The sequence below is a fragment of the Leucobacter sp. Ag1 genome, from assembly GCF_000980875.1.
Taxonomy (GTDB): Bacteria; Actinomycetota; Actinomycetes; order Actinomycetales; family Microbacteriaceae; genus Leucobacter; species Leucobacter iarius.
In genome coordinates, this window is record NZ_LAYO01000098.1 from 36,632 (window position 1) to 53,733 (window position 17,102).

Annotated in this window: 18 protein-coding genes; 4 read left to right on the plus strand and 14 right to left on the minus strand. The window is 71.1% G+C overall.

Annotated elements, in window-relative coordinates; translation table 11 throughout:
- Positions 1-16 precede the first annotated feature (16 nt).
- The 4 genes from XM48_RS09625 to XM48_RS09640 all read right to left on the minus strand — a co-directional run bounded on the left by XM48_RS09625 (position 17) and on the right by XM48_RS09640 (position 3,856).
- Positions 17-775, minus strand: coding sequence for a nucleoside phosphorylase (locus XM48_RS09625; protein WP_084821097.1), 759 nt, complete (start codon positions 773-775; stop codon positions 17-19).
- A gap of 88 nt (positions 776-863) precedes the next feature.
- Positions 864-2,183, minus strand: coding sequence for an amidohydrolase (locus tag XM48_RS09630; RefSeq protein WP_052961422.1), 1,320 nt, complete (start codon positions 2,181-2,183; stop codon positions 864-866).
- 32 nt (positions 2,184-2,215) lie between these two features.
- Positions 2,216-2,995 carry an SDR family NAD(P)-dependent oxidoreductase gene (locus XM48_RS09635; RefSeq protein WP_046455624.1) on the minus strand — a complete coding sequence of 260 codons (780 nt, stop codon included), beginning with the start codon at positions 2,993-2,995 and terminating at the stop codon, positions 2,216-2,218.
- A 75-nt stretch (positions 2,996-3,070) separates the two neighbouring features.
- Positions 3,071-3,856 (minus strand): isoprenyl transferase, encoded by a 786-nt coding sequence (locus XM48_RS09640; RefSeq protein WP_046455594.1) that lies wholly within the window; start codon positions 3,854-3,856, stop codon positions 3,071-3,073.
- Positions 3,857-3,939: 83 nt separating this feature from the next.
- On the opposite strand from XM48_RS09640, the gene XM48_RS09645 reads away from it, so the two are divergent.
- Positions 3,940-4,689 (plus strand): hemolysin III family protein, encoded by a 750-nt coding sequence (locus tag XM48_RS09645; protein WP_084821098.1) that lies wholly within the window; start codon positions 3,940-3,942, stop codon positions 4,687-4,689.
- A 6-nt stretch (positions 4,690-4,695) separates the two neighbouring features.
- Here the strand turns inward: XM48_RS09645 and XM48_RS09650 are convergent, their stop codons facing one another.
- Positions 4,696-6,144 (minus strand): MFS transporter, encoded by a 1,449-nt coding sequence (locus XM48_RS09650; protein ID WP_046455595.1) that lies wholly within the window; start codon positions 6,142-6,144, stop codon positions 4,696-4,698.
- A 115-nt stretch (positions 6,145-6,259) separates the two neighbouring features.
- On the opposite strand from XM48_RS09650, the gene XM48_RS09655 reads away from it, so the two are divergent.
- A complete protein-coding gene (locus XM48_RS09655) occupies positions 6,260-6,922 on the plus strand; it encodes a TetR/AcrR family transcriptional regulator (protein ID WP_046455596.1) in 663 nt (220 codons plus the stop codon).
- A 21-nt stretch (positions 6,923-6,943) separates the two neighbouring features.
- Here the strand turns inward: XM48_RS09655 and recQ are convergent, their stop codons facing one another.
- Genes recQ through mca form a run of 3 tightly spaced genes read right to left on the minus strand, consistent with a single transcriptional unit; the run spans position 6,944 to position 9,971 of the window.
- The gene (recQ, locus tag XM48_RS09660) at positions 6,944-8,770 is read right to left on the minus strand and encodes a DNA helicase RecQ (protein WP_046455626.1); all 1,827 of its coding nucleotides are present in this window, start codon (positions 8,768-8,770) and stop codon (positions 6,944-6,946) included.
- Positions 8,767-9,105 carry a hypothetical protein gene (locus XM48_RS17905; RefSeq protein WP_046455627.1) on the minus strand — a complete coding sequence of 113 codons (339 nt, stop codon included), beginning with the start codon at positions 9,103-9,105 and terminating at the stop codon, positions 8,767-8,769. The genes recQ and XM48_RS17905 overlap by 4 nt, the downstream gene beginning before the upstream one ends.
- Positions 9,102-9,971 carry a mycothiol conjugate amidase Mca gene (gene mca / locus XM48_RS09670; RefSeq protein ID WP_084821100.1) on the minus strand — a complete coding sequence of 290 codons (870 nt, stop codon included), beginning with the start codon at positions 9,969-9,971 and terminating at the stop codon, positions 9,102-9,104. Before mca ends, XM48_RS17905 begins: the two co-directional genes overlap by 4 nt.
- An 85-nt stretch (positions 9,972-10,056) precedes the next feature.
- Here mca and XM48_RS09675 point away from each other — a divergent pair, with 85 nt between their 5' ends.
- A complete protein-coding gene (locus XM48_RS09675; RefSeq protein ID WP_046455597.1) occupies positions 10,057-10,473 on the plus strand; it encodes a DUF4307 domain-containing protein in 417 nt (138 codons plus the stop codon).
- 139 nt (positions 10,474-10,612) lie between these two features.
- Positions 10,613-11,101 carry a transcription elongation factor GreA gene (gene greA, locus XM48_RS09680; RefSeq protein ID WP_046455598.1) on the plus strand — a complete coding sequence of 163 codons (489 nt, stop codon included), beginning with the start codon at positions 10,613-10,615 and terminating at the stop codon, positions 11,099-11,101.
- Positions 11,102-11,173: 72 nt separating this feature from the next.
- Here the strand turns inward: greA and XM48_RS09685 are convergent, their stop codons facing one another.
- From XM48_RS09685 to XM48_RS09710, 6 genes are all read right to left on the minus strand, one after another.
- A complete protein-coding gene (locus XM48_RS09685) occupies positions 11,174-12,094 on the minus strand; it encodes an amino acid ABC transporter permease (protein ID WP_046455599.1) in 921 nt (306 codons plus the stop codon).
- A complete protein-coding gene (locus tag XM48_RS09690; RefSeq protein WP_046455600.1) occupies positions 12,091-12,747 on the minus strand; it encodes an amino acid ABC transporter permease in 657 nt (218 codons plus the stop codon). The genes XM48_RS09685 and XM48_RS09690 overlap by 4 nt, the downstream gene beginning before the upstream one ends.
- Positions 12,748-12,816: 69 nt before the next feature.
- Complete coding sequence (locus XM48_RS09695) at positions 12,817-13,722, minus strand: glutamate ABC transporter substrate-binding protein (RefSeq protein ID WP_046455601.1); 906 nt, start codon at positions 13,720-13,722, stop codon at positions 12,817-12,819.
- A gap of 91 nt (positions 13,723-13,813) precedes the next feature.
- The gene (locus XM48_RS09700; RefSeq protein ID WP_046455602.1) at positions 13,814-14,560 is read right to left on the minus strand and encodes an amino acid ABC transporter ATP-binding protein; all 747 of its coding nucleotides are present in this window, start codon (positions 14,558-14,560) and stop codon (positions 13,814-13,816) included.
- Positions 14,561-14,795: 235 nt separating this feature from the next.
- Positions 14,796-15,764 (minus strand): TAXI family TRAP transporter solute-binding subunit, encoded by a 969-nt coding sequence (locus tag XM48_RS09705; protein ID WP_052961423.1) that lies wholly within the window; start codon positions 15,762-15,764, stop codon positions 14,796-14,798.
- Positions 15,764-17,101, minus strand: coding sequence for a HAMP domain-containing sensor histidine kinase (locus XM48_RS09710; RefSeq protein WP_231580859.1), 1,338 nt, complete (start codon positions 17,099-17,101; stop codon positions 15,764-15,766). The genes XM48_RS09705 and XM48_RS09710 overlap by 1 nt, the downstream gene beginning before the upstream one ends.
- Between the last annotated feature and the right edge of the window lies 1 nt (position 17,102).

Consider the following 17,102-nt stretch of genomic DNA (forward strand, 5'->3'; position numbering starts at 1 on the left):
GGTGGAGAGCCGACGGCTAGTCGGCGATGAGCACGTCGAGCGCGGTGTCGAGCGCGCCGTCGACCGCGCGGGTGACGATCTCCCGGTAGGGGTCGTAGCCGTCCATCGCGTCGTCCTTCGCGGCCAGCGGGTTGCCATCGATGGCGAAGACCGCGCCGGCCTCGATGCCGTGCAGCGAGGCGATCACGAAGAGGGCGGAAGCCTCCATCTCGACTGCGACGATACCGGCGCGCTGCCACATGCGGTGGTCGATCCCGGTGATCACGTCGCTCGGGTAGAACATGTCGCCCGTGAGCACGATGCCCGAATGCACCTCGAGACCGGTCTTGGCCGCGGCGGCCTTGAGCGCGACCGCGAGCTCGGGGGTCGCGATCGCGGGGAACTCGGTGGGCACGAGCTGGTGGCTCACGCCGTCCGCGCGCACGGCGCCGGTCGCGACGACGATCGCGCCGTCGACGACCTCGGGCTGGATGCCGCCGGCGGTGCCGGAGCGGATGATGCGGGTGACGCCGCCGCGGGCCAGCTCCTCGAAGCAGACGGCCGCGCCGGCCGCGCCCACGCCGTGCGAGGCGACGGTGACCGGCACTCCGCGGTGCGTGCCCGAGTACACGTGGTACTCGCGGTTCGCGGTGAGCTGCTGCACGTCGTCGAGGCGCTCGGCGACACGCGCCGCGCGTCCCGGATCGCCCACGACGAGCGCGCGGTCGGAGAGGTCGGCGACGCGGGCGCGGAGCAGCGGGAGTTCGGCATCGGCGGGGAGACGGACGGGCGCCATTGCGGTCACCTTTCGGTTCGGAAGCGGAGGTCGGCCCGGTGCGTGGCGCACCCGGCCCGATCCTTCAATCGTAGGGGCGGAACGCGGCTCAGGACGCCCGCAACCGGGCGGCCGCAGCGGCGGCCCGGTCGCGGATGCCCGCGGCGTCGAGGGTGAGGTGCTCGCCGTCGGCGTAGACGTGGCGCCCGCCGATGAAGACGTGGCGCACGTCGGTGCCCCGGGCGGAGAAGCCGAGGTGCGAGGTGAGCGACGCGTGCGGGATCCCGGAGGCGCCGCGCACGTCGAGCGCGATGACGTCGGCCAGGCGTCCGGCTTCGAGCGCCCCGGTCTCGGGGAACCCGACCGCCTCGGCGCCGCGTCGGGTGGCGATGTCGAGCACGGTGGAGGCGCGCACCGCCGCAGCGTCGTGCCGGACCCCTCGGTGCACGATGGTGCCGGTCTTGATCTCTTCGAAGAGGTCGAGGGTGTTGTTGCTCGCGACGGAGTCGGTGCCGAGCGAGAGCCGGACCCCGGCCTCGAGCATCTCGGGCAGGCGGGCGACGCCGTTGCCGAGCTTGAGGTTCGACACGGGGTTGTGGCTCACCGCCACCCCGGCCTCGGCGAAGCGCTCGATCTCGCGGTCGGTGAGGTGGACGCAGTGGGCGGCGAGCACGGAGGCGTCGAAGAGGCCGAGCGCGTCGAGGTGGTCGCCCGGGGTCGCCCCGTACTGCTCGCGGATCTGCTCGACCTCGGCCGGCGATTCGGAGACGTGGATGTGGATCGGCAGCCCGGTGCGCTGCGCGCGCTCGGAGATCTCGCGGAGGAACTCGGGCGGCGAGGTGTAGGGGGCGTGCGGGCCGTAGGCTAGTCGGATCTGGGGGTCTCCCGCGAACACCTCGGCGAGGCGCTCCGTCTGGTCGAGCGCCTCGGCGCCCGTCCAGGGGGCGACGCCCGGGAACCCGACGGCCTCGGCCGTGAAGGCGGCCGGAGCCGCGAGGACCCGCATGCCGCTGGCCTGCACCAGTCGCAGCAGCTCCTCGTCCCAGTGGTACATGTCGGCGAAGGTCGTGGTGCCGCTCTCGATCATCTCGACCAGGGCGAGCTCGAGGCCCGCGGCGACGTCGGCGTGGACGAGGTGCTGCTCGAGCCCCTGCACCGCTGCGAGCCAGGGCATGAAGCCGTCGTCGTCGGAGGCGCCGCGCAGCAGGGTCATGGCGGAGTGCGTGTGGCCGTTGACGAGGCCGGGCATGAGCACGTGGCCGCTCAGGTCGTGCGTGGGGGTCGAGTCCGGCCGTGCCGGACCGACGTAGGCGATGCGGCCGTCGGCGTCGAACTCGAGCTCGACGCTGCCGGGCTCGCCGCCGACGGCGCCCTCGGGGCTCAGCAGGGCGTCGGCGCGCAGGATCGCGGCCTCGATCGGGTTGCTCATCGGAGTCCTCTCGCTCAGGTGTCGGGTGTCGGCTACCAGCCGGGGGTGGCGAGCATGCCGCCGTCGACCGCCAGGTCCTGCCCGGTGATGAACGCGGCCGCGTCGGATGCGAGCAGCACGCAGGAGTCGCCGACGTCTCGCGGTGTCGCGAGGCGCCCGAGCGGCGCGTGCGCGAGCCAGCTGGCCACGCCCTCGGGCCAGTTCTCGGCCAGGCCCGGCACCTCGACGAGGCCCGGCGACACCGTGTTGACCCGGATGCCCGCGGGCCCGAGCTCGAGCGCGGCCGCTCGCGCGTGCATGAGCAGCGCGGCCTTGGCGCTGGCGTAGTGCGCGTGCCCGGCCGCCGGCCGGTGCGCTTCGACCGAGGCGATGTGCGTGATCGATCCGCCGCCCTCGAACACCTGCGCCGCCGCCTGGCTCAGCGAGAACACCACGCCGACGTTGGTCGCGAACATCGCATCCCACGACTCGCGGCCGAGTTCGGAGAGCGGTTCGACCGGCTGGATCCCGGCGTTGTTGACCAGGGCGTCGAGCCCACCGAGTTCGACCGCGCTGCGCGCCACGAGGTCCTGTGCGGCACCGGGCAGAGACAGGTCGGCGCCGACCGCGACCGCCCGGCCCCCGATCGACTCGATCTCGGCCACCAGCTGCTCGGCGGCGGCGGCGTTCGAACGGTAGTGGACGGCGACCGCCGCACCCGCCTCTGCGAAGCTGCGCGCGATGCCGCTGCCGACCCCGCCCGTGGCGCCGGTGACGAGCACCCGGCGGCCTTGGAGCGACGGCAGGCGTGCGGCGTGATGCGTCTCGTTCATGCCCGCAATCGTATCGGCGACCGCCGACATCCGCCCGCGATCCGGCGGAGCCGGATGGACCGGCGGAGCGCTCCGCTATTTGCCGAGGCGGCGCTGACGGCGCGAGTAGTCGCGCAGCGCGCGCAGCAGATCGACCTCGCGCAGGTCGGGGTACAGCGCCTCGACGAAGTAGAACTCGGAGTGCGCGGACTGCCAGATCATGAAATCGCTGAGCCGCTGCTCCCCCGAGGTGCGGATGACGAGGTCGGGATCGGCCTGCCCCCGCGTCCAGAGGTGCTCGCCGATGGTCTCGGGCGTGAGCCGTTCGGCCAGGGTGTCGAGCGTGCCGCCCGCGGCCCGGTGCTCGTCGATCACGCTGTGCATGGCCGCCGTGATCTCGCTGCGTCCGCCGTATCCGACGGCGAGGTTCACGTGCAGCCCGGTGTGGTCCTGGGTGCGCACCTCCGCCTCGTGCAGCGCTCCGGCCAGCTCCGGCGGGAGCCCGTCGCAGCTGCCGACGTGCTTCACCTTCCAGTCGCCGTGGGATCCGAGGTGCCTGGCGAGGTCGCCGATGATCTCGAACAGGTCGGTGAGCTCCTGTTCCTGCCGACCCTTCAGGTTGTCGCTCGAGAGCAGGTAGAGGGTGACGACGCGGATGCCGGCGTGCTCGCACCAGCGGAGGAACTCGGGGATCTTGCGTGCTCCGGCGCGGTGCCCGAATGCGACGCGCTCCTGCAGGCGCTGCTTGGCCCAGCGCCGATTGCCGTCGACGATCACCGCGATGTGGTGGGGCGAGCGCTCGGGATCGATCTCGCGGCGCAACCGTCGCTGGTAGAGCCGATAGAGGGGCCCGGGTCGCGGAGCGGTTCGTTCGGGCGTCACTCGTCGATTCTATCTGCGGCTCGGCTTTGCAGGTGGTCGACATATATGCAGCTTCCGCGCTGTCGGCTCCGTACACTCGGAGCATGAGCCAGCGAGCCAATTCCTCGTCCGGTCGCGAGCGTCGTCTGCCCGATCCGGATCGCCTCTCGCTGCCGCTGCTCGAGGACGCCCTCGAGCACCCGCTTCCGGCCGAGGCGAAGCCCACGTGGCGCGGCTGGATCCACGCCGGGACGTTCCCCGTGGCGGTGGCCGCGGGGATCGTGCTCATCTGCCTCGCGAAGGGCCCCGTGGCCAAGTGGGCCGCGGCGGTCTACCTGCTGACGAGCGCGCTGCTGTTCGGGGTGTCGGCCCTCTACCATCGCTTCAACTGGAAGCCGGAGACCAAGCAGGTCTTCCGCCGTCTCGACCACGCCAACATCTTCCTGCTGATCGCCGGGACCTACACGCCGCTCGCGCTGACCGCGATGCCGCTCGACAAGGGGATCCTGCTGCTCGTCCTCGTGTGGGCGGGCGCGCTGCTCGGGATCGGGTTCCGCGTGTTCTGGATCTCGGCCCCGCGCTGGCTCTACGTCCCCCTCTACGTGGCGCTCGGCTGGGCGGCCGTCGTCTACCTCGGCGACATCTGGCAGGCGAACCCGGCGACCATGGTCCTCGTCGTCGTGGGCGGCCTGCTCTACACGGTCGGATCGGTCGTCTACGGCCTCAAGCGGCCGAACCCCGTGCCCGGGGTCTTCGGATTCCACGAGATCTTCCACACGCTCACGGTGCTCGCCTTCCTCTGCCACTGGGCGGGAGCGCTGCTCGTCTCGCTCGACCCCGTCTACCTGCGCTAGCGGCGGCTACGGCTCGACGCGCCTCCGCGCCGGGATCGCGAACGCGAGGGCGACTCCCGCCGCCGAGACTCCCGCCGCGATCAGGAAGAGCGCTCGGAACGTCTCCTCCCCGGGAGCGCCGCCCGCGGCGATCCCGATCGAGGTCAGGATCAGCGTCGCGACGGGGGTCCCGAACGCGGACCCGACCGTGCGGAGCACGCCGTTGACGCCGAGCGCGGCGCCGAGCCCCGCCCGATCCACGTGGCCGGCGATGAGCTCCGCGACGACCGCGAAGCCGATGCCGTTGCCGAGACCGACGAGGGCGAAGAACAGGATCACGGCGAGCAGCGATCCCGGCCGCAGCGCGATGCCGATGCCGCCCGCGCACATCGCTCCGAGCGCGATCGCTGCGACGGCGCGACCGCTCAGTCGGCCGAGCAGCCAGGGCGTGAAGCGTCCGCCGAGGAAGACGAGCACGGCGCCCGGCAGCAGCGCCGCACCGGTCGCGGTGACCCCGAGGCCCTGCCCGATGGCACCGGTGCCGCTCGCGGGCGACTGCAGTAGCACGGGGAGGCCGACGTAGAAGGCGTAGGGCACGAAGCCGAGGAAGAGGGTGAGCGCGTTCGTCGCGGCGAGCGCTCGATCGGTCACGAGCACGGGGTCGATCAGCGGGTGCGTGAGCCGGCGCTCGACGAGCACCAGGCCGATGAGACCGAGCAGGGCGAGACCGGCGAGCGCCAGCACCGCGGGCGAGGTCCAGCCCCAGCGCGCGCCCTGCGAGATGACGAGCAGCAGCGGGAGCAGCGTGAGGACCAGCAGGCCGACGCCCGCCCAGTCCTGCGGCGCCGCGCTCCCCCGCTCGCCCGCGGGCACGCGCCACGCGATCAGCAGCACCGACAGGAGACCGAGCCCGGCGCCGAGCGCGAAGAGCCACGGCCAGCTGAGCAGGTCGGTGACCGCACCGCCGCCGACGAGCGCGAGGCCGGCGCCGAGCCCCATGGTGCCCGAGAGCCAACCGATGGCGACGGCCTGCTGCCGGCCGACGAGCCGATCGCGCACGATCGCGACGGCGAGCGGGAACGAGGCGGTGGCCGCGCCCTGGAGCACGCGCCCCGCGAGCATCACGGGCAGGGAGCCCGCGAGGCCCGCGACCGCTCCTCCCAGGACGAACACCAGCATCGCGATCATGAGCACCCGTCGGTGCCCGTGCCGGTCGCCCAGCGCACCGATCACGGGGGCCGCCACCGCACCGCTGAGCAGGTACGCGGTGAGGATCCACCCGGCGGTCGCGCCGTCGAGCCCGAGTTCGGTCGAGAGCACCGGGAGGGCCGGGACGAGCAGCGTCTGCATCATCGAGAAGGCGAGGACGGCCGAGGCGAGCGCGGCGGTGAACCCGGCGGGCGCGGCGGGGATCGTCGTGCGTGCGACGGGGACGGACGCGGTGTCGGGCCCGGAGGCCTGGGTCTGGACGGTCACGCGGCTCCTCGGGTCGGATCGATGGCTCTGCAGGGGATCGGCTTTGGCGATCTTTCGGAACGGAATGCTTCGTTCCGTTCAAGATGCTAACAGCCCGATCGCTACGATGGAACCCATGACCGGTGAGGAGCGCCTGCGCGGCCGTGAGCGGGAGGCGCGCGACAACGACCGCATCCTGCTGCAGGCGGCGCGCGAGGTGTTCGTGCAGCGCGGCTGGCAGGCTCCCATGTCGGCCATCGCCGAACACGCGGGCATCGGCATCGCGAGCATCTACCGGCGCTACCCCAGCAAGGAGGAGCTCGTGCTCCAGCTGCGGATCATGGCGCTCGGCGACGTGATCCGCATCGCGGACGAGAGCCTCCAAGGCCCCGGATCCAGTGTCGCGCGATTCCTCCGCCGTCACATCCGCGAGGCTGCGACACCGCTCATGATCACCTTCGGACGGCACGTGCGCACCTCGCACGAGATCGACGAGCTCGCCGAGGAGCTCCGCGCCGCGCTGGACGCGCTCATCGCGCAGGATCTCGCCGCGGGGCTCGTACCTCGGGGGTACACGGCCGCCGACCTCATGCTCGGCGTGACCCACCTGCGCCCGAACCTGCCGACGAGCCGCGAGCGGACCACCGAGATCCACCTGCGGCACCTCGACTACTACCTGCTCGGGCTCGCAGCGGCGATCGGTCACCCCGAACGCGTCAGCGGCACGGGCGCCACCTGGGAGGAGTGGCTCGCCTTCAACGCCGTCGACGAGGACGCGCTGGAGGCCGGGCCCGCCTGACCCGGAGCGGCGCGAGCGGGATCACTCCGCCGACAGCACCTCGAGCACGGCGTCGCCGTAGCGATCGAGCTTGGCCTGGCCGATCCCGCTGATGCCGAGCAGCGCGTCGCGGCTGCCCGGCGTGTGCACGGCGAGCGCCCGCAGGGTCGCGTCGCCGAACACGATGTAGCCGGGCACCCCCTGCTCCTTCGCCTCGGCGCTGCGCCAGGCGCGCAGGCGCTCGAAGCGGTCGAGCTGCTCGGGCTCGAGATCCTGCGCGGCCTTCGCCTTCGCACCGCCGGAACCGCCGGTCTTCCGCGCGAGCACCTCCTCGCGCATCTCGACCTTCTCGCCGCCGTAGAGCACGCCCCGGCTGGCCTCCGTCGGCGCGAGCACGCCCCACTCGCCGCGGCTCTCGAGGAGCCCAGTGGCGATGAGGTGCCGTACGACGCCGCGCCACTGGGCGACCGAGAGGTCCTGCCCGATGCCCCAGGTCGAGAGCTCGTCGAGCCGCATCTGGCTGGCCCGTTCCGAACCGACCCCGCGGAGCACGTCGATGTGCTGCCCGGCGGCGTAGGTGCGGCCGCGCTCCTTCGAGATGCGCACGATGGTCGAGAGCAGCTTCTGCGCGGGGATCGTCGCGTCCCAGAGCTTCGGCGGGTCGAGGCAGACGTCGCAGTTGCCGCACGGCTGCCCCGCCTCCTCGCCGAAGTAGCGCAGCAGGTAGACCCGACGGCAGTCGGTTGTCTCGCACAGGGCGAGCATGTGGTTCAGGTGCTCGATCTGGTTGCGCTGCGCCGCCGCGTCGCCGTCCGACGACTCGATGAACTGGCGCTGCTGCACGACGTCGGCGAGGCCGTAGGCCATCCAGGTCTCCGAGGGCAGGCCGTCGCGCCCCGCGCGGCCCGTCTCCTGGTAGTACCCCTCGACCGACTTCGGCAGGTCGATGTGGGCGACGAACCGCACGTCGGGCTTGTCGATGCCCATGCCGAAGGCGATCGTGGCGACGACGACCACGCCGTCCTCGCGCAGGAACCGGGTCTGCGCGGCGAAGCGCTCCTCGGCCGGCAGTCCCGCGTGGTACGGCACCGCGTCGATCCCGGCCTCGCGCAGCTGGGCCGCCGTCTGCTCGACCCGCTTACGGCTCAGCGCGTAGACGATCCCGGCTTCGCCCGCGTGCTCCTCGCGGATGAACCGCACGAGCTGCTGGCGCACCTGCGCCTTCGGCTCGATCCGGTAGCGGATGTTGGGCCGGTCGAAGCTCGACACGAAGTGGCGGGCCCGGTCAAGGTGCAGGCGCTCGGTGAGCTCGCGGTGGGTGGCTGGGGTCGCGGTCGCCGTCAGCGCGATGCGGGGCACGTCGGGCCAGAGCTCGGCGAGCGCGCCGAGGCGCAGGTAGTCGGGCCGGAAGTCGTGGCCCCACTGCGAGACGCAGTGGGCCTCGTCGATGGCGAAGAGCGCGATGCGGCCCTGTCGCAGCAGCTCGACGGTGCCGGGCGCGCTCAGGCGCTCGGGCGCCAGGTAGAGCAGCTCGAGCTCGCCCTCGCGGTAGGCGCGTTCGACCTCGCGGCGCTCCTCGGGATCCATCGCCGAATTGAGCGCACCCGCGCGCACCCCCGCCAGCCGCAGCGCGGCCACCTGGTCGTGCATGAGCGCGACGAGCGGGGAGAGCACGATGCCCGTGCCCTCGCGGCAGATCGCGGGGATCTGGTAGCACAGCGACTTGCCGCCGCCCGTCGGCATGAGCACGACGGCGTCGCCGCCCGCGGCGACGTGGCGGATGATCTCCTCCTGGTCGCCGCGGAACGACTCGTAGCCGAAGACCTCGGAGAGGACGGCCCGCGGATCGCGCTGCGTCACCCGGTTCAGCTCCGGGGCCCGGGATCCTGCGGAGCGGACCCGGCCTCGGACCCGTCGCCCGCGTCGGTTCCGGCGGCCTCGTTCGCGGCGCCCGATCCGCCCGTCGCTCCGGCGGCCTCCTCGGCCTCGGCCGCCTCGGCGGCCAGCTGCGCCTGCACCTCGCCGCGGATCCGACTGCGGCGCAGTCGGCGGTTCAGATCGAGCAGCAGCAGGATCACCGCGACCGCGAGCACCGCGACCGCGATGAATCCCGCGACTCCGGGAGACGCGGTGTTCGGATCGAACTCCTTCTCCTTCTCGGCAAGGGTGATCGCTGCCGTGAGAACGGTGGCGAGCGTGGTCATGCGGTCTCCTCTTCGACGCCCTGGAACAGATCGGCCTCGAACTCGCTCGTCGCGACGCGCGAGGCGGCGAGACGGTAGTCCTCGTAGGGCCAGGCCTCGCGCTGCAGCTCGTTCGGCCAGAAGAAGAACGGGCTGTCGGGCGGGACCTGACTGGCGTGCGCGCGCAGCGCTGCGTCGCGCTGCTCGAAGAAGGCACCGACATCGACCTTGGCCGTGCCGTTGTAGGGGCGCTTCGCCATCCACTCGGTCATCTCGGCGAACTGCGTCGCGAGCTCGGACCCCGGCTCGCGCTCGAGCAGCGTCTCGTAGACGGCGCGCACCCGGTCGGCGTTGAAGATCTCCTCGTAGTACAGCTTGCGGATCGCCCACGGCGCCCCGGCCTCGGGGTACGACTCGGCGTCGCCCGAGAGCTCCCACGCGCGCTTGCTGATCTCGTGGCAGCGGATGTGGTCGGGGTGCGGGTATCCGCCCTGCTCGTTGTAGGTGATCATCACGTGCGGACGGAACTCGCGAACCACGCGGACGAGCGCCTCGGCCGAGACCTCGACCGGGATGTCGGCGAAGGACCCCGCCGGGATCGGATCGCCCTCGTCGGGCAGCCCCGAGTCCTGATAGCCGAGCCAGCGGTGCTCGAAACCGATGATCCCCTGCGCGCGCGCCATCTCGTCGCGGCGCAGGCCCGCGAGATCGCGACGGCTCTTGGGATCGCGCTGCACCAGCTCGTTGAGCACGTCGCCGCGTTCGCCGCCCGTGCAGCTGACGATCAGCACCTCGACGCCGCGGTCGAGGTAGTGCGCGTACGTCGCGGCGCCCTTGCTCGATTCGTCGTCGGGGTGCGCGTGTACCGCGATCAACCTGAGCGTCATGGCGTCCTTTCGCATCTGCGTCCGAGGGAGCCCCGGTACGCTTGCATCGGGCACACAGTCTAGTTGCCCGAGATGAGGAGGATCCGTGTCCGAGGCGGCAGCGAGCGCGCAGACGCTCGAAGATCGCTACGGTCGCGGCACCCAGCGCCGGTTCGACCGTCGCTTCGCGTGGATCATCGCCGGTGTGCTGCTGCTCGCGGGGCTCGGCGTGCTCCTCTTCAGCGGTTGGCAGTCCGGCTCGCAGGTCGAGTACCGCGACATCGGCGCACCGCACAAGGGCGGCAGCACCGTCACCGTCCGATTCGAGGTCACCGCGCCCCCCGGCGCCCGTGTCGCCTGCGCGGTCGAGGCGCTCTCGCCCTCGTTCGCGACCGTCGGCTGGAAGGTCGTCGAACTGCCCGTGTCCCAGGAGCGCACCCGCCGGTTCAGCGAGGAGCTCGCCACCACCTACGCGGCGACCGCCGGCCAGGTGAAGGAGTGCTGGGTCCTCGACGCGGCCTGATCGCACCGGCTCGGCGTCCCTCCGTGCGGCTCCTGGGCAGTGTCGGACCCGGCTGCTAGGCTGCTCAGAACCCGCGCGGGAGTTCCGTGCGCACTCGTGGGCCGAGTCGGGCCCGCGCATCCAGAGAAGAGGATCACGCATGGCCGCAGCGACCACGCAGACCTGGCTGACCCAGGAGGCGTTCGACCGTCTCAAGGGCGAACTCGACGAGCTGACCGGCCCCCGCCGGAAGGAGATCGCGTCCCGCATCGAGGCGGCTCGTGAAGAGGGCGATCTCAAGGAGAACGGCGGCTACCACGCTGCGAAGGACGAGCAGGGCAAGATGGAGGCGCGCATCCGCGACCTCGAAGAGCTGCTGAAGCACGCCGTCGTCGGCGAGGCCCCGAAGGCCAGCGGCGTCGTCGAGATCGGCACCATCATCACCGCGGAGATCTGGGGCGACGAAGAGCGCTTCCTGCTCGGCAATCGCGAACTCGCCGACGGCTCCGACCTCGACGTCTACAGCGCCGAGAGCCCCCTGGGCGCGGCGATCCTCGGCCTCTCGGTCGGCGACACCACCAGCTACGCCGCCCCCAACGGCAAGCAGATCGAGGTCAAGGTGCTGGCCGTCGACACCTACGCGGGCTGACCGCACCGCGCGAACGTACGACGGGGGCCGGGATCGATTCGATCCCGGCCCCCGTTCGCGTTCCCGCTCCGGTCAGCGCTCGCCCTGCACGGCGATCACCTCAGTGACGGTGCCGTCGCGATGCAGGCGGGGGTCGTCGGGCTGCACCGGGATCGTCGCCGTCGTCGCGGCGGGGCCGTCGGGACGCTTCGGGGTCCGGCGGGTCCGCCCTTCGAGCCACTTCGCCACGGCCGACAGGATCAGGCACATCACGATGTAGATGCCGCCGATCACGAACGCCGACTGCAGCAGGGGGCGCCCGAACTGGACGTTGCTGCTGAGCTGCTTCGCGAGGTAGAGCAGCTCGGGGTAGGTGATGATGAACCCGAGCGCGGTGTCCTTCATGGTGACCACGAGCTGCGAGACGATCACGGGCAGCATGGCCCGCACCGCCTGCGGCAGCAGGATCAGTCGCATCACACCGCTCTTGCGCAGACCGATCGAATATCCGGCCTCCTTCTGACCGCGCGGCAGCGACTCGATCCCGGCCCGGAGCGCCTCGGCGAGCACCGATCCGTTGTAGGCGACGAGCGCGATCACGACGGCCGCGTAGGGTTCCATGCTGATCCCCGTCGAGGGCAGGCCGTAGTAGAGCAGCATCATCATGACGAGCACGGGGACCGCGCGGAAGAGCTCCGTGACGGTCGTGATCGGGATCCGTACCCAGCGATGATCGGACAGTCGACCGATCGCGAGCAGGAACCCGAGGGCGACGCTCAGCACCGCGGCGAGCCCGAAGGCCGCGAGGGTCTTGCCGAGCGCGGCGAGGATCTGCTCCCAGATCGTCGCGTAGGTGAACAGCCCCCACTTCGTCGCCGAGAACTGCCCCGAGAGGGCGAACCGGTACACGATGAAGGCGATGAGCGCCCCGACACCCACCACGGTCACGACCGCGAGCACGCGGTTGCGCGCGATCGCCCGGGGGCCGGGGACGTCGTACAGCACAGAGGTCATCGCACGATCCTCCATTTCTTCTCGAGACGGTTTTGCACGAGGCTCAGGAGCAGCACGAGCACCACGAACACGAAGGCGACCCAGAGCAGCACCTCCATCGGGCTGCCCGGACGCCCCGCGGCGTCGTTGATGGTGGCCCGCAGTGCGGCGAGCTCGGCGACGGAGAAGCCGGCCGCGACGGTGGTGTTCTTCAGCAGCGCGATGAACACGCTCATCATCGGCGGTACCACCGAACGGAAGGCCTGCGGGAGCACGACGAGGCTCATGACCTGCGCGAACGGCAGGCCGATCGCCCGGGCCGCCTCGGCCTGGCCGACGGGCACGGTGTTGATACCGGCCCGCAGCACCTCGGCGACGTAGGTCGCGGTGTAGATGCCGATGGCGAGGATGCCGAGCAGCAGCGTGCTCATCTTCGGCAGCCCGAGCGCCGGGTAGCCGAGCACGAAGAAGAAGAACACGAGCGTCAGCGGCGTATTGCGGATGAGGTTCACGTAGAGCGTCCCGACGCCCCGCGCGATCGGGACGGGCGACACCCGCATGGCCCCGACGAGCACGCCGAGCACCAGGGCGAGCACCCCTCCCCCGAAGAACACCAGCAGGGTGTTCGTGATAGCGGTCCCCCAGAGATCGAGGTTCCCGAAGATGACGTCCATCCGTCTTCCTCTCGTGCGGGCGGCTCGGGGCGGGTGCGGGCACCGCGCCCGCCCCGAGCGCCTCAGCGGTTAGTAGGCGTCCACCTTGGGCTGATCGACCTTGATCCCCGAGTTGCCGAGGTTCTTGTCGAAGATCTTCTTCCAAGTCGCGCCGCCGTCGGTGAAGAGGGTGTTGATGTGCGCGCGGAGCGCGTCATCGCCCTTCGCGAGTCCGACCCCGTACTTCTCCTCGGTGAGCAGCGGGCCCGTCGTCACCATCAGGTTGTCGGGATCCTGTGCGGCGTAGCCGATCAGGATCGCCTGGTCGGTCGTCACCGCGTCGACCTGGCCGTTGACCAGGCTCTCGACGCAGGCCGAGTACAGATCGAACTCCTGGGTCTTGATCTTCGGGAAGTTGTCCTTGATGTTCTGGATCGGAGTCGAGCCGGTCGCCGAGCACACGGTCTTGCCGTCGAGCTGCTCGAGCGACTGGTAGTCGGTCCCGCCCTTCTTGACGAGGAGGCCCTGGCCCGTGATGAAGTAGGGCCCCGCGAAGTCGATGTCCTTCTTGCGCTTGTCGTTGATCGAGTAGGTGCCGACGTAGTAGTCGATGTCGCCGTTCACGATCGCCTGCTCGCGGTTGGCCGACGCGATCGCCTTGTACTCGATCTTGTCCTCGCCGTAGCCGAGCGAGGCGGCGATCCAGCGCGCGATGTCGACGTCGAAACCGCTGCGCTCCTTCGTCACGTTGTCGAGGTACCCGAGTCCCGGCTGGTCCTCCTTGACGCCGATGACGACCTTGCCGCGCTTCTGGATCTTCTCGAAGGTCGGGCTGCCGTCGATCTTCACGTTCTCGGCGGGCTTCGGGATCACGGATTCGGTACCGCTCCCGCCGCCGCCCGAGGGGTCGGTGGGGCTGCCGCTGTTGCAGCCGGTGAGCGTCAGCGCCGCGGCGGCGATCAGCGCGCCGGTCACGAGGAGCTTGTGGGTTCGCATGGTGGATTCCTTTCGATGGGTCGGTGATTCGGGTGCGCCGAAGCCTCGGCACCGCGGAACGGCGGAGCCGAGTCGGCACGACCCGAGCGGGTCAGTTGGTGATGAGCTTCGAGAGGAAGTCCTTGGCGCGGGTGCTCTGGGGATTCGTGAAGAACTCCTCGGGCGTCGCCTGCTCGACGATCTGCCCGTCGGCCATGAACACCACCCGGTCGGCCGCGCGGCGCGCGAATCCCATCTCGTGGGTGACGACGATCATGGTCATGCCCTCCTTGGCCAGGCCGACCATCACGTCGAGAACCTCGTTGATCATCTCGGGATCGAGGGCGCTCGTCGGCTCGTCGAACAGCATCACCTTGGGGTGCATCGCGAGCGATCGGGCGATCGCCACGCGCTGCTGCTGCCCGCCGGAGAGCTGGGCGGGGAGCTTCGCGGCCTGCTTGTCGACGCCGACCCGCGCGAGCAGCTCCATCGCCTCTCGCTCGGCCTGCTCGCGTCCCACTCCGTGCACCTTGATCGGGCCGAGCGTCACGTTCTCGAGGATGGTGAGGTGGGCGAACAGGTTGAACGACTGGAACACCATGCCGACCTCGGCCCGCAGCTTCGCGAGCGCCTTCCCCTCGGCCGGCAGCTCCCTGCCGTCGACGCGGATCGATCCGCTCGTGATCGTCTCGAGCCGGTTGATCGATCGGCACAGCGTCGACTTGCCGGAGCCCGACGGGCCGATGATCACGACGACCTCGCCCGCGTCGATCGAGAGATCGATATCGGTCAGGGCCTGGAACTCGCCGTAGTGCTTCTGCACGTTCTCCACGACCACCAGCGGTTCGCTCGCACTCATCTCGTCTCCGTCTCTGGATCGCGACCCGCTCCGCGAATCTCGCGTCCCGGGCCTGCTGCCTGTCTGAACGATCCGGGGTGCGTTGCCGCCCCGAGACGGAGTGCGGCAAGCGCGTTCGCCGTCGAACCGCTTGGCCACTCAAGCTAGGTGCGGCGACGGCCCGGGGGCAGCGCTCTTGAGCGCTTCTTGAGCATCCGCTTGAGCGCTTCTTGAGGTTCGGCCCCCGGAAGCGGGATCAGCTTCGCGCGTCGACGTAGTACTTCGCCGCGCCGGGGTGGAGCTCGAGCGGAGCGGTGAAGATCGCGTCGCGCCGATCCAGCAGCTCGGCGGCCGGCACCTTGCGCGCGATGGTCGCGCGCGACGCGAAGAGCGTCCGCGTCGCATCGGTGATCAGCGCTTCCGGGGCGTCCTCGGCGGCGACCAGGTAGTTCGGCACCGTCATGGTCGTCGTCGGCGTCTCGGATCCGTAGGTGCCGACCGGGAACTCGGTGAGCCGGTAGACCCCCGAGTGCCGGGCGTTGACCCGCGAGACGGTCGCCGCGTCGATGGGCAGCAGGCGGATCCGCTGCGTCCGAGCCAGCCGTTCGATGGACGGGGTCGGGAACCCGCCCACCCAGAAGAACGCCGCGATCTCGCCGCGACGCAGGGCCGCGATGGACTCGTCGAGGCCGAGCGCCGGATTCTCGATCCGGTCCGGCGCGACCCCCGATGCGGCGAGCACCCGGGACGCGATCACCTGCACCCCCGAGGTCGCGGACCCCAGCGAGACGGTGCGTCCCGCGAGGTCCGAGATCTCGCGCACCTCCGAGTCCGCGGGGACGACGACCTGCACCGACTCGTCGTAGACCCGGGCGACGGCGCGCAGCGGGAGCGGGGTGTCGAAACTGCCGGTCCCGGTGATCGCGTCGGCCGCCGTGTCCGCCTGCGCGAAGCCGAGGAGCGCCCGCCCCGAGGCCACCCGCTGCAGGTTGTCGACCGATCCGTTCGTCTCGGAGACCGAGACGCTGATCCCGAGCTCCCGGTGCAGCGCCTGCGCGTACTGATCCCCGTAGTTGAAGTAGATGCCGGCGATGCCGCCGCCCGCGATGAAGTACTGCTGCGTCCGGTCGTAGCCGGGGCCGGCGCACCCCGTCGCGCCGAGCAGCACGGCGAACGCCGCGAGCAGCAGCCCGAGGATCCGCGCGCGCGGTGACCCGTTCCGCATCAGCGCTCCTCTCCGGGCAGGCGCAGCACGACCCGCAGCCCCCCGCCCTCGGGCGACTGCACCTGCACGCCGCCGTTCAGATCGCCCAGCAGATCGGATGCGATGGCGAGGCCGAGCCCCGATCCGGGTACGTTCTGATCGCGGGGACTGCGCCAGAACCGGCTCGTCACCAGTTCCAGCTCGTCCGGTTCGAGGCCGGGCCCGTGATCCCGGACCGCGATGCCGCAGCCCGCCGCATCGCGCTCCACCGTCACTTCGACCGCGGAGCCCGTCGGGGCGAACTTCAGCGCGTTGTCGAGCACCGCGTCGAACGCGCTCTCGACGGAGGTCCGATCCGTGAGGCTCAACACCCGAGCGCCTCCGCGGAGCTCCACCGAGACCCCGCGGTCGGCCGAGACGGGCGCCCAGGCTGCGATCCGGCTCGCGACGAGATCGACGAGGTCGACCGCGGCGAACGACGAATCCTGCCGCCCGGATCGGGCCATCCCGAGCAGCGCATCGAGGATCTGCGTCAGGCGGCGTCCCTCGGCCCGGGTCTTCTCGACGTCCTCCTCCCACGAATCGTCGAGGCCCGTCGCGAGGTACTCGACCCGCATGAGCAGGGCACCGAGCGGGTTGCGCAGCTCGTGCGAGGCGTTCATCGCGAACGCCTCCTGCCGCTGGATCACCCGCTCGATCTCCTCGGCCATCTGGTTGAACATCCGGATCATCCGCCGCATCTCGGGCGGGCCCGTGTCGTCGGAGACGCGCGCGTCGCGCTCCCCCCGTTCGACCGCCGCCATCGCGCGGTCGACCCGCAGCATGGGGCGCAGCACCCAGTTCGCGAGGCGGACCACGGCGAACAGGAGCAGGAGGATGGTGAGGGCGCACGCCGCGGCGAGCACGCTCCAGTGCGTGAGGATCTCGGCCCGGACCCGGTCGGCGTTCGCCGAGATGAAGAGGGCCCCGATCACGTTGCCGTCGTCGAACACCGGCTCGACCGCGACCAGCTCGCCCATCGACCAGGGCAGCACCGGCGGTCCGGGATCGCTCCGCCGCCCGGAGAGCGCGAGTTCGATCTGCCCTCGGAGGTCACCGCCGAGGTCGTCGAACCGGCCCCCGCCGGAGGCCCACAGCGCACCGGAGCGGTCGAAGACCGCGATGCTCGTGCCGTAGAGCTCGCTGTAGCGGGTCATCTCGCCCGCGACGACATCGGGGCTGCCCGCGCGCAGCGCCTGGCGCACGCCGCTCTGGAAGTAGCTGAGATCGCCGAGCTGCTGGCCCGACACCTCCTCCTGGACCGCGCGGGCCACGCTCCACGCGTACGCGCCCGCGAGGACGAGCAGGACCACGGTCATC

Bases quoted from the DNA above. Each gene is read 5' to 3' on its own strand.
- greA (WP_046455598.1), top strand. From the start codon at position 10,613: ATGGCCGCAGCGACCACGCAGACCTGGCTGACCCAGGAGGCGTTCGAC.
- XM48_RS09635 (WP_046455624.1), bottom strand. From the start codon at position 2,995: ATGAACGAGACGCATCACGCCGCACGCCTGCCGTCGCTCCAAGGCCGC.
- XM48_RS09710 (WP_231580859.1), bottom strand. From the start codon at position 17,101: ATGACCGTGGTCCTGCTCGTCCTCGCGGGCGCGTACGCGTGGAGCGTG.
- XM48_RS09695 (WP_046455601.1), bottom strand. From the start codon at position 13,722: ATGCGAACCCACAAGCTCCTCGTGACCGGCGCGCTGATCGCCGCCGCG.
- XM48_RS09655 (WP_046455596.1), top strand. From the start codon at position 6,260: ATGACCGGTGAGGAGCGCCTGCGCGGCCGTGAGCGGGAGGCGCGCGAC.
- XM48_RS09645 (WP_084821098.1), top strand. From the start codon at position 3,940: ATGAGCCAGCGAGCCAATTCCTCGTCCGGTCGCGAGCGTCGTCTGCCC.
- XM48_RS09625 (WP_084821097.1), bottom strand. From the start codon at position 775: ATGGCGCCCGTCCGTCTCCCCGCCGATGCCGAACTCCCGCTGCTCCGC.
- XM48_RS09705 (WP_052961423.1), bottom strand. From the start codon at position 15,764: ATGCGGAACGGGTCACCGCGCGCGCGGATCCTCGGGCTGCTGCTCGCG.
- mca (WP_084821100.1), bottom strand. From the start codon at position 9,971: ATGACGCTCAGGTTGATCGCGGTACACGCGCACCCCGACGACGAATCG.
- XM48_RS09630 (WP_052961422.1), bottom strand. From the start codon at position 2,183: ATGAGCAACCCGATCGAGGCCGCGATCCTGCGCGCCGACGCCCTGCTG.
- XM48_RS09685 (WP_046455599.1), bottom strand. From the start codon at position 12,094: ATGACCTCTGTGCTGTACGACGTCCCCGGCCCCCGGGCGATCGCGCGC.
- XM48_RS09690 (WP_046455600.1), bottom strand. From the start codon at position 12,747: ATGGACGTCATCTTCGGGAACCTCGATCTCTGGGGGACCGCTATCACG.
- XM48_RS17905 (WP_046455627.1), bottom strand. From the start codon at position 9,105: ATGACCACGCTCGCCACCGTTCTCACGGCAGCGATCACCCTTGCCGAG.
- XM48_RS09700 (WP_046455602.1), bottom strand. From the start codon at position 14,560: ATGAGTGCGAGCGAACCGCTGGTGGTCGTGGAGAACGTGCAGAAGCAC.